Source organism: Sporolactobacillus inulinus (assembly GCF_006539285.1).
GTDB classification, from domain to species: domain Bacteria; phylum Bacillota; class Bacilli; order Bacillales; family Sporolactobacillaceae; genus Sporolactobacillus; species Sporolactobacillus inulinus.
The window spans coordinates 1-11,653 of the sequence record NZ_BJMS01000098.1; the positions used below are offsets into that span (position 1 = coordinate 1).

8 protein-coding genes are annotated in these 11,653 nt (G+C 47.1%); all 8 read left to right on the forward strand.

The features are described 5' to 3' along the window. The first annotated feature begins 251 nt into the window (after nucleotides 1-251). The 8 genes from SIN01_RS12095 to SIN01_RS12130 all read left to right on the forward strand — a co-directional run bounded on the left by SIN01_RS12095 (nucleotide 252) and on the right by SIN01_RS12130 (nucleotide 11,604). Nucleotides 252-1,982 carry an ABC transporter ATP-binding protein gene (locus SIN01_RS12095; RefSeq protein ID WP_010024863.1) on the forward strand — a complete coding sequence of 577 codons (1,731 nt, stop codon included), beginning with the start codon at nucleotides 252-254 and terminating at the stop codon, nucleotides 1,980-1,982. Beyond that, nucleotides 1,979-3,841 (forward strand): ABC transporter ATP-binding protein, encoded by a 1,863-nt coding sequence (locus SIN01_RS12100; RefSeq protein ID WP_010024862.1) that lies wholly within the window; start codon nucleotides 1,979-1,981, stop codon nucleotides 3,839-3,841. The genes SIN01_RS12095 and SIN01_RS12100 overlap by 4 nt, the downstream gene beginning before the upstream one ends. A 144-nt stretch (nucleotides 3,842-3,985) precedes the next feature. After that, nucleotides 3,986-5,041: an undecaprenyldiphospho-muramoylpentapeptide beta-N-acetylglucosaminyltransferase gene (murG, locus tag SIN01_RS12105; protein WP_010024861.1), complete on the forward strand. Its 1,056-nt coding sequence runs from the start codon at nucleotides 3,986-3,988 to the stop codon at nucleotides 5,039-5,041. 398 nt (nucleotides 5,042-5,439) lie between these two features. Continuing rightward, the gene (locus SIN01_RS12110; protein ID WP_010023199.1) at nucleotides 5,440-5,688 is read left to right on the forward strand and encodes a sigma factor G inhibitor Gin; all 249 of its coding nucleotides are present in this window, start codon (nucleotides 5,440-5,442) and stop codon (nucleotides 5,686-5,688) included. A 125-nt stretch (nucleotides 5,689-5,813) separates the two neighbouring features. Beyond that, nucleotides 5,814-7,847 (forward strand): sensor histidine kinase, encoded by a 2,034-nt coding sequence (locus tag SIN01_RS12115; RefSeq protein WP_010023198.1) that lies wholly within the window; start codon nucleotides 5,814-5,816, stop codon nucleotides 7,845-7,847. Beyond that, nucleotides 7,847-10,216, forward strand: a complete 2,370-nt coding sequence (locus tag SIN01_RS12120; protein ID WP_010023196.1) for an ATP-binding protein — start codon at nucleotides 7,847-7,849, stop codon at nucleotides 10,214-10,216. Before SIN01_RS12115 ends, SIN01_RS12120 begins: the two co-directional genes overlap by 1 nt. Continuing rightward, complete coding sequence (locus tag SIN01_RS12125; RefSeq protein WP_010023195.1) at nucleotides 10,213-10,860, forward strand: response regulator transcription factor; 648 nt, start codon at nucleotides 10,213-10,215, stop codon at nucleotides 10,858-10,860. Before SIN01_RS12120 ends, SIN01_RS12125 begins: the two co-directional genes overlap by 4 nt. Before the next feature lie 168 nt (nucleotides 10,861-11,028). Next, entirely contained in the window at nucleotides 11,029-11,604 is a 576-nt protein-coding gene (locus tag SIN01_RS12130; RefSeq protein WP_010023192.1) for a VanZ family protein, read from the forward strand. The last annotated feature ends 49 nt before the right edge of the window (nucleotides 11,605-11,653 follow it).

The window sequence follows — 11,653 nt, forward strand, 5'->3', positions numbered from 1 at the left end:
TCACCGCATCCTGTGGAAGTAGGAACCGGGCGATTTTTGCCTAGTTTTTCTAAAAGGATAAGATAGTAGAGGAGCCCCGAGCTGTCTGCGTCAAGCAAAGCAGTCAAAGTGCTGCTTCAAATCCATACAGATGCAAAAAGGGATCGAACGTTTTTTATAAAGCGCGTTGGTTGGTTCACTCTAGGTTCATATTGAACGGTTAAACTGGTATAGTAATGATTCAACGGTTTTAAATGATTGGAGCTGAGGCAATGATTCGTTTGGCAAAATATATGAAGCCATATCTATGGCCGGCACTTTTTTCTGTTTTCTTTATCTTTTTGCAGTCCTTGGCTAATTTGTATTTACCGACATTGATGGCGGATATCGTCGATACAGGTGTCGTTCAAGGAGATATGCCCTACATCTTTAAGATGGGCGGGTATATGCTGCTCGTTACACTGGCAGCCGGTGTGTTGACCATTTTGGCAAATTATCTGGCGTCGAAAGCAGCTGCGGGATTCGGACGCGACCTGCGCAATAATATGTTCGCGCATGTTGAACGTTTTTCGTTGCAAGAATTTGATCAGGTGGGAACGAGCTCACTGATCACACGAACGACGAACGACATTGCTCAGATCGAACAAGTGTATATGATGATTCTGAAAATGATGACGATGGCACCGTTGATGTGCATCGGCGGCATTATTATGGCGGTATCCCAAGATGCGCCCCTGTCTTTAGTTCTTGTAGTTGCCCTGCCACTGCTCATTATTTCTATTTCTATTCTAGCGAAAAAAGGGCTTCCTTATTTTAAAGCGATTCAAAAAAAGATGGACCGGCTCAATTTAGTTTTACGCGAAGAATTAACCGGTATCCGCGTGATTCGTTCGTTTAATCGCGCGAAGCATGAGATGCACCGCTTCGATGAGGCGAATCGGGATATCACCCGAACGTCCATCCGTATTAACCAAATTATGTCGGCTGCAATGCCGCTGATGATGCTAATCATGAATCTTGCAATGGTCGCTATTGTTTGGTTCGGGGGATTGCGTATCGGCGGTGGAGCGATGCAGGTTGGAGATTTGATGGCCTTCATCCAGTACGCGATGCAAATTATGTTTTCAATTCTCATGGGTGCGATGATGTTCATCATGATTCCGCGTGCACAAATATCTGCAAACCGGGTCAATGAAGTACTAACGATTGAACCGGTTATTCAAGATAGTGAATGCGCTGAATCTACTTTATCCACGCAAAACGAGGGTGTGACGTTTCAGAATGTCAGTTTCAGCTATCCTGGAGCAGAAAAGCCGGCGCTGTCACATCTGTCGTTTACGGCGAAACGGGGTGAAACGACTGCAATTATTGGAGGTACAGGAGCCGGAAAATCAACGATTCTGAATCTGATCCCTCGTTATTTTGATGTAACCTGCGGCAGTGTGCGCGTCAATGGTATTGATGTGAAAGATGTACCACTAGAAGAACTGCGCCGCAGGATCGGGTATGTTCCGCAAAAATCAGTGCTGTTTACCGGCACTGTGGCGGAAAACATTCGATACGGCAATACGCAGGCAACGGATGAGGAAGTCAGGACTGCGGCGCGAATTGCGCAAGCTGATGCCTTCATCCAAGAAATGGATCATGGTTATGATTCAATCATTGCGCAAGGTGGTAAAAATGTTTCGGGAGGACAAAAACAGCGTCTGGCGATTGCACGTGCGTTGGTGAGAAAAGCAGATATTTACTTGCTCGACGACAGTTTTTCGGCACTGGATTACCGGACCGATGCGCGTCTGAGGGCTGAACTTGCTCAAATGACGCATTCAGTAGCAGTCATTCTCGTGGCTCAGCGCGTCAGCACTATACTTCATGCCGATAAAATTATCGTGCTGGATGAGGGGAAGATCGCAGGTATGGGCACGCATGATGAACTGATGAGGTCCTGCGCTGTTTATCAGGAAATTGTGGCATCGCAGCTGAGCAAGGAGGAATTGGCATGAGTAACAAGAGAAGAATGCCGCAGCGCGGACCGGGTCACGGGCATATGGGGATGCCGGTACAAAAACCAAAGCATTTCCGTAAGACGTTTAGAAGGCTGATGGGATACTTGAAGCCGCACTACCCGATACTGATTGCTGTGTTTGCCGCAGCGATCCTTAGTACCATTTTTACAATTATCGCACCGAAACTGATGGGAAATGCAACCACGAAGCTCTTTGAAGGTATGATGATGAAGATCAAAGGGGTTCCCGGTGCTCGGATTGATTTCGATTCTATTTGGGATATTGTGGTTACATTGGTGATTCTTTATATCCTAAGTGCTTTATTTACGTTTCTGATGCAGTACCTCATGAGTGGTGTGGCACAGAAGATGGTTTATACTTTGCGCAAACAGGTCAATGAAAAACTGGCACGCATGCCGGTGGGCTACTATGATGCGCATCCTTATGGTGATGTACTCAGCCGCGCGGTCAACGATACGGAAAACATCAGCAACACATTACAGCAAAGTTTGACTGCATCAATCACGTCCATTGTGACGCTGATTGGTGTTGTCGTGATGATGCTGACCATCAGTCCGCTTCTAACCTTGATTCTTCTGGTCACGATACCGCTCAGCTTTGTCGGCATTGCACAAATCACTAAACGGTCCCAAGGCTATTTTAAAGGACAGCAGGCACAGATCGGCCAACTAAACGGTCATGTTGAAGAAATGTTTACTGGACATCAGGTCGTCAAGGCTTTTGGAAAAGAACGTGAATCCGTAAACAAATTTGAAGCGATTAACGAAAAACTCTATCAATCGGCGTGGAAGGCTCAATTTTTGTCAGGAATTATGATGCCGATGATGATGTTCGTTGGAAATATTGGCTATGTGCTGATTTCTGTAGTCGGCGGGATCTTGGTTGTTAGGCGTTCGATTGAAATTGGTGATATTCAGGCGTTTATTCAGTACGCACGACAGTTCGGACAGCCGCTCAATCAGATCGCCAACATTTCGAACGTGATACAGTCAACGGTTGCATCTGCAGAACGAATTTTTGAGGTTCTCGATGAGGAAGAGATGACGGCGGATACAGAACATGCTCAGCAACTGACGGATCCGAAAGGCACGGTTGTCTTTGATCACGTTGCCTTCCGTTATAAGGAAGACCAGCCGCTGATCGACAATCTGTCGCTTCATGTGAACGGCGGCCAATCGGTTGCGATTGTCGGTCCCACCGGTGCGGGCAAGACGACGCTAATTAACCTGCTGATGCGCTTCTATGAAATTCAGCAAGGGAAAATTACGGTTGACGGTCTAGATACACGAGAGATGAGGCGTGAACAACTGCACAGTCTTTTTGGTATGGTACTTCAGGATACTTGGCTGTTTAAAGGAACGATTCGTGATAATATCGCTTACGGTCGTGAAAATGCTACGGAAGAAGAAATCATAAGGGCTGCCGAAGCGGCACATGCGGATCATTTTATCCGTACGCTTCCTGATGGCTACGACACCATTTTAAATGAGGAAGGCACCAATATTTCTCAAGGGCAAAAGCAGCTTTTGACGATTGCCCGTGCTATTCTTGCTGATCCCGTCATCCTGATTTTGGACGAGGCAACCAGCAGTGTGGATACACGAACTGAGGTTCATATCCAGGAAGCCATGGATAAACTGATGGAGAATCGGACGAGTTTTGTGATCGCTCACCGTCTGTCAACGATCCGTCATGCCGATCTGATTCTGGTGATGAATCACGGGCAGGTGATCGAGCAAGGTACTCATCAGGAACTGCTGGAGCAAAAAGGCTTTTATGCAGAGCTCTACAACAGCCAATTTGCTGAAGAACGAAACGGCCAGAAAACGGGTTGATCATAGAAATAAAGGCAGTCGGGCAAACTGTTCGGCTGCTTTTTAACATAACCCTTTTTGATCTTTTTTTAACTTTTTGTTTTACTTTGCCGGCAAGTATATTAAACTTTTTAGAAGTGGAATGAAAAAAGTGAGGCAGAAGCAATGGCGAAAAAAATCGTATTTACCGGTGGCGGATCGGCGGGGCATGTGACGCCGAACCTGGCGCTGATTGATGAATTAAAGGACTGTAACGTTGCCTATATCGGGTCGAAGAACGGCATAGAAAAAAATTTGGTTACCGCACATGGAATTGAGTATCATAGCATATCAAGCGGCAAGTTGCGCCGCTATTTCGACATGAAAAACTTTGGCGATCCGTTTAAGGTTCTGGCGGGTGTGATGCAGGCGTACTGGCTGTTGAAGAAAATCAAACCGGATGTGATTTTCTCTAAGGGAGGATTTGTGTCCGTGCCAGTGGTGATCGGCGGATGGCTGAACCGGATTCCGGTGTACATTCACGAGTCCGATATTACGCCCGGACTGGCTAATAAAATTGCGATCCGCTTTGCGACGAAGCTGTTTGTCACCTTCGAGGAAGCGGGAAAGCAGCTGCCGAAGGAAAAGGTCGTTTATACCGGCGCACCGATCCGAGATGTGCTGCTGAAGGGTGATCGAAAAAAGGGACTCGATTTTCTTGGATTTAGTGGTTCCAAACCGGTTCTCCTCGTCATGGGCGGCAGTCTTGGAGCGAAAAAAATCAATGATGTGGTCCGTGCCTCAATCACGGATCTGCTCAAAAAATATCAAATTGTTCACTTGTGCGGCAAAGGATTTGTTGATGCAAAACTGGCAGAAACGCCTGGCTATAGGCAGTTTGAATTTATCGACAAAGAGCTTCCCGATGTGATGGCTGCATCAACACTCATTGTCTCGCGCGCCGGATCGAATGCTATTTTTGAGTTCTTGGCTTTGAAGAAGCCGATGGTGCTTATACCGCTGCCGCTTCACCAAAGCCGCGGCGATCAGATTCTCAATGCCGATTCGTTTAAGAAAAAAGGACTGTGTGAAGTGCTCGACAATGATACACTGACGCCCGGTGCGCTGCTGCGAACCCTTGATCGAGTTTATGCCGAGCGCTATGATTATCGGGAACGCATGGTAAAGGCACAAGGCGCCACGCACGGCATTAAAAACATCTTAACTGAATTGAATAAGTAAGCTCTTAAAAAGCGGACCGGAGATCTTACTCGGTCCGTTTTTTGACGGGTAAAGAAAGTATAGAATTTGTCATGTATTCAAACCAATAAAACGGTGACATGGCTGAGCATCAAAGCGGAGGTGCTCTGGCGCCTGCGGGATCAGCGTGCCAGCGAGCAGACGCAGCGATGATGCAATAAACAGGCATCGATCAACGACCCATGATCACATAGCTGTCGCATACGGTCAATAGTCGGTGAGATCCCGGACATCATGCACGGTTTTATTCGAGACACCGCCCGAGCCCAGGGATCATATACTGGAAAAGTCGAATGACTCGCGTGAAGAAAAATAGTTTACTAGTGGTAAAATGAATAGGTTTTTAATTTTCGGGAGAAACTAAAGCGGGAGGTGATCATATGGCGTTAAAGGAACAGGCTCAAGAGGTGTGCCTCGTCTGCGGTCAGCATAAGACTGAAGGGATTCACATCTTCAATCAATTAATCTGTGACTCTTGCCAAAAGAAAATCGTCGAGACGGATGTCACTGACTGGAAATACAAATACTATATGAATAAGTTAGCGAAACTTCGGATCGGTAAGTGCAAAAAGAGTTTGGAATCAGCAGTTGTCCACGCTGGAACGGGAGGAGAGGCAGAGAAACATTGATGCTTCTCCTTTTGTTCGTGCATCGTTTACGGGGCTCATTGGATTTGTTACACTGAGAGCAAAGAGAGCGGCTACCAAACGATGCGATGATCCGCTTTCAGATCAATGGGCGGGAGGCAGCTGTAATGACGGCCACATCAATCTATGAGTGGAAGCGAGGGATGCTCTTCGGCTGCCTGTGTCTTTCGCTGGCCGCATCCGTTCGTTTATCCGTGATCGGCAGTTCGGGCGGCTTGGTCACCGCTACTGTGCTTCCTGTTGTTTCTTTCGTTGTTTGTCTTGGATTAGCAATCTATTTATGGTTGGCCAATTGTTCGGAAAAAGGCGAACAGCCGCTTATTTTTTTCTTGTGTCTGTTCGGCTTATTGTGGCAGTTGGCAGAAGCTGGTGGTACATCAGCAGCGCGCAATGGTTTTCAAACGGCTGCTTTTGTTGGGGCAGTTTTGAGTCTGCTGCTTATGCTGCATATTCTGGAACGCTATTTATCTTACTGGAGGCTCGTTTGGCTGCCCAAATCGGTCAAATGGATTGTATCTGTCGCCACCTTAGGTTTACTCGGTACGGCGGCCGGACTTCAGATTGCCGGCTTCCCGGCGCTGAGACCGGCAGCACTCCTGCTTATGGCGGCATTAATGGTGCTGGCCCTTGCCGCGTCCGCTCACGTCATGATTGTCCGTCGTGAAGCAGCGTATCGGCCGATGCTGCACGTTTTGCTGTTCGGGCTGCTGTTTTCTTGCGCGCCGGCGCTCATTGGGGTGGTATGTATTCTGATCGGCGCACCATCGATACCGATGCCAGTTCTTTTTCCGGGTCTTTTGCCGCTTCTTCTTGCTTATCTCGTATGCTCCGAGCGATTCATGGGTCTCTCTTTTACATTGAGGCACGCATCATACTGTGCTTTGATTGCCGTTCTTCCCTCCGTTTTCATCAGTATTGTCTTCTATCATGTGTCCGCATCGGGAAAATTGGTTGCGGATCGCTCTGATGTTTTTATCACCGGAATTTCGATGTTCCTCGTTTTATTTTTCATGCTGTACATAAAGCAGTATCTTGATTACTCATTAAGGAAGCGGCTAAATGCGAAACAACAAGATGTGCAAATCGCCTTGAACCGCTTCTTGCAGTGGATTGAAAATGATGATGATTTAGCAAACATCGGGCCGATCATCGAACGCGAAGTGGAGAACTGCTTGCCGGTTGAACGGGCACAGCTGCTTGTGTTGGGCAAGGAAGACGAACCAAATCCGTACTTTAGTCGCGCATCACAGGGGGATCCGGGCGAAATAACTGCAACACAAGAAGGGTTCCGAATTCTATTATCAGAAAGTGCGTTGGGGAAAATTGTGCTGGTTGCAAAATGGGCACGACCGCGTCGAAGACTGAATCCTGACGAACGGGTGTGGCTTGCCGCGCTGATCAGTTATGCACAAATCGTGATTGAGAACAGGGCAAATATCAATGACTTGATGAAGAATCTGGAAGAAAGCGCTACTCAGAGTGCGTTCGTGCCGCTGACGATTAAGAAAATGATGCTGCGCATTTCAGAACGGGAACGCTTTAAGTGGTCGCGCCGATTACATGATCAAAACATGCAGGATCAGCTTGACATTGCTAGGCAGCTTGATGCCTGGGGAAAAGAGAGCCGCGATCCACAGACTAAAGCGCTAATGGTGGGCTTTCGTGAACAAGTGTTGGACGCTGTCTACGTGCTGCGCCAGGTTATTAATGATCTGCATCCGGAATTTATCTATCGGACAGGACTGAAAAAAGCGCTTTTGGAGCTCTTTGATAAAGTCAACTTGCGTGCTGATTTTAAGCTTTATGGTCATGTCGATGATCAGCTGGATGGGTTCCATAATGAATGGGACATGGCGGTCTACCGTGTAGTACAAGAGCTGCTGAATAATGCGCAAAAACATTCGAAGGCACATTGTGTTCACCTGAATTTGACGAAGGAGAACGATCGATTTGCGCTCACTTATAGTGATGACGGGATTGGATTGAATGTGTCGACCATTGAAAAATCCTTCGGTACGATGGGTCTCCCGGGTATGATCGGACGTGTTGAGGGAATGGGCGGACAGCTTGCGATTGATTCACAGCCCGGGAACGGTTTGAAAATCAGCATTCAATGGACTAAAAAAGGAGCTTATGCCTGATGTTCAAAGGAATTGCGGAAGGTATGATCCAAGCCAATGGAAAAAGGTGGATCCACTGGGGTTTTCTGCTTGTCGTTGTGGGTTACTCCTTAACGCTGACCATTCATTTTATGCTGGTTATTTTAAATCAGCCTTATGTGGGCGTATACACGCTTAAAGATGGAAATAAGGTTACCGTATCTCAGGTTGCTCCATACAGTTGGGGGGAATCTGCGCGCATTCAGCCGGGGGATACAATGCTCAGCATCGACGGACAACCGGCTTTTGAGAACAGAAATGTAAGAATATTTAATATGGTTGGTCTAGCGCATAAGCTGACCTTGGATCGGGACGGAACGGTGCGGTCTTTGGTTGTGGACAACAATTCGTCGCAATGGGCGCTGCTTTTTTATTTGGTTCTTCCACTTGGATTTTTTGTTACCTGTTTTGTTGAGGTACTTTTTTTATATTTGCGTAAAGAGAGGAAATCGGTTGTTCATGTGTTGATCGCTTTACTGGTCACATTGAGTCCGCTTCTTTTTGAAATAGCGGCCAATGCACGGCACGACAGCTGGAGCCTTAGGCTGACCAGTTTCTCGATCCTATTTACGCTTGTTTTCCTTGTTCATTTTCTTAGAGATTATTTCTTGCCTTGTGGATTCCGTCTGATCTCTGATTGGATGCTTGGCTGTCTGTATCTTTGTGCATCGATGATCTTTATCAACAGCTGTTTCTTTGTCTCACGCGAGGTCAATGCGTATTATCAGCAGGAATTAGTCTTCTCTGTGTTCGTTTTCAGCTTATTGTGTGTTCAGTTAGCGCGGCTGTATACGCAAATTAAAGCATCGGAATATGGACGTGTCATTCATCTGTTGATCGTCGGTTTTATGCTTTCAACGCTTCCGTTTATTGCTTTGTATGCTGCACCAAACATGATTATTGGGACTTCACTCGTCCCTGTTGAGTGGACAACACCGTTTATTATTATTCTGCCGATCACTTTATGCTCGATGATTCTGTCATCCGCATTTATTGATATGTCATTCTATATTGGACAGTTCGGCTACTATTGTGCGTTGAGTTTCATCATTACGTTAATGATGATGCTCACCTTTCTTGGCGTGACGCAGCGGCATTTTACAGAACGCCCGGAGGCTGTTGTCCGTTTTGGTCTGGTCTGTTTTGTCACCGCCTTGCTTATCCTTTACGTAAAAGAATATAGTGATTATCGGCTTAGGGATATGCTTCACCCACATCGCGTTTCCAGACAGAGTGCCTTGAATCGTTTCTTACAAACGTCAAAGTCGGAATACACATTGCGCCATGTAGCCTTGATGCTGCGCCGCGCGGTTCAATCGGAACTTCCTGTTGAGGATGCGGGGATCGTGATCATTAAAGCAGATGGGCAGATCCGCCCAGTGAACGCGCCTATTCATCCCGATTTGCTGCGTTTTGCTCGTGCAGCAGATGCGGAGCTGGAGGTAAGAAGGGTAGCCCGGAAAGGGTTCAGAGCTGTTTTGAGGGCGCGCGGCGCTGAACAGGTGATCTTCGTTGGAAAATGGGTCAAGCCTGGGCGCGCGCTGAACCTGGATGAACGGATATGGCTGGAAACCTTGATTAATTATGCACGCGTAGTTGTCGATAATCTATATAAAACGGAAGGCTTAATGCGCGCATTTAAACATCTTGAAGATGACCGTGCCAAGATTCCGCATTCAATGAACCGCTGGCTGTTCTCCATTTCAGAAAATGAGCGGGCGCATTTATCTCGCGACATCCATGATACGAACATTCAGGATCAACTGGCGATTGCTCGTGAAATGGATGCGGCGATGAAAACGATTGATGATCCGGAGACGCGAACGCGCATCGATACGATCCGTGACCGCATTCTTGATAATGCGGACATGATGCGTAAACTGATTCGAGAAATGTACCCTGCGGATATTTTTCATGGTGAACTCAGCAAAGCGCTTGATGCATTGTTTCGACGCGTGAACTTGTCTGCGGCGTTCTATCTTGAAACAGCCATTAGCCGAACGCCGCATAATCTTTCCAAACAAAACGCCCTGTGCTTGTTCCGTGCGGTCCAGGAGCTACTGGGGAACGCGATGAAACACGCGCATTGTACGCGGGTCTGGTTGGGCCTTGCGTTTGATGATGCGCGCGGCGTGCTCAGCTATCGCGATAATGGCATCGGATTCGATCCGAAAACACTTGACCCCTACTTCAGCACCATGGGACTGACCGGTATCATCAGCAGGGTACAAGGGCTTGGCGGGACAGTGGAATTTGGGGCTCAGGAACTTGGAAGTGCCAGCGGCGGTTTTGCCCTGTGTATTAAGCTTCCGATCACAAACCAAAGCAAACGAAAGGAGTTGCAGATATGACATCCGTACTTGTTATCGATGATCATGCAGTGGTTGCCAGTGGAACAAGAGCTGTACTACAGAATGCAGGTTTTGAGGTCGAATCGCAACCCTCTGCAAAAAATATTGCGGCCTTATTAAAAGAGAAGCACTTTGATCTTTTCGTCATCGATTTGAATATGCCTGATATGGACGGGATGGCCGCTTCCGATTTGATTTTGGACCTCGATCCTGATGCAAAAATAATTATTTATACAGGCTATGAGACCGAAATTGAACCGTTGTTTGCGTCAATGATTGAGCGGGGCATTGCCGGAGTTGTGAGCAAATCAGCTTCCATTGATTCGCTGATTGCGGCACTGAATGCGGCGTTGCGCGACGAGGTTCTGCTGCCGATATGGTTGGTTCAACGCTTGCATGTTCGCGATACGGAACGGAAAAGTGGTACGAATGTTCACTTGAATCAGACAGAGCGTAAGATTCTCACGGGCGTGATGCGCGGTGAGACCAATCGTGATATTGCAGGTGAGCTGCTCATCGGCCAACGTACCGTCGAAAAACATTTGACCGGAATCTTTCAGAAATTAGGCGTACATTCGCGAATTGAAGCGATTGAGCGAGTGAACGAACTGGGGCTGATCAGAGTCCCGAAAAGGAATGCTTAGTCCTATCCCAGCCAGAGAAGGGCGCATCGAAGTGTCATGAAGCGCCTTCTTCCGTCTTATGCGGGGTCCCGCATGAAAAATGCGGGGATCCGCATCAGAAATGCGGGGTGATGCGGTTCGACTTGTATTATGATTGATATAAGAACAGAACACGCGAGGAGTGGTGTGATGACCGATTTATATAATCCAACGATTGCTGAGTTTTTTGTGACCTATTGTCTGTTGCTTGGCGCCACGTTGCTTTGGGAAAGATATTTACGGCGAACGCTCACTTATCCTCGCGGGGTCTTCTATTCATTGTTAATCGGCTACGCAATGATTACGCTCCTGCTTATGATTCAGCCGATGGGCGGTGCGGAACGCTCTGTTATTGCGCCGGACGATCCGCTCATCAATTTTGAACCCTTTCGAATTATCGCAGCACAACTCCAAAGTGTTCAAGGACACTGGCTGATCATGTGGCATATTTTCCTTCCAATCCCTTTTATATTTTTTGTTGGATTTATTGGGCGCGGACGCTTGTCTTGGTTAGGTTTTCTGATGGTTGGCTTTGCGGCTTCCATTGGGGCAGAATTATGCCTTTTTCTTATGAATGCAATCCCTCAATTTCCAAAACACCTCTTTGATATTGATCGGCTGATTCTCAATGGAATCGGCGTTAGTTTAGGCACTTTGCTGTTCTGCTGGATGGAAACGAAGCAATGGATGCGAGAATGTATCGTAAACACGATGTCGGCCAGATAATACGTTACGTCTTTTTAACACGGGTAGGAAAATATATAAAAAAATTCAA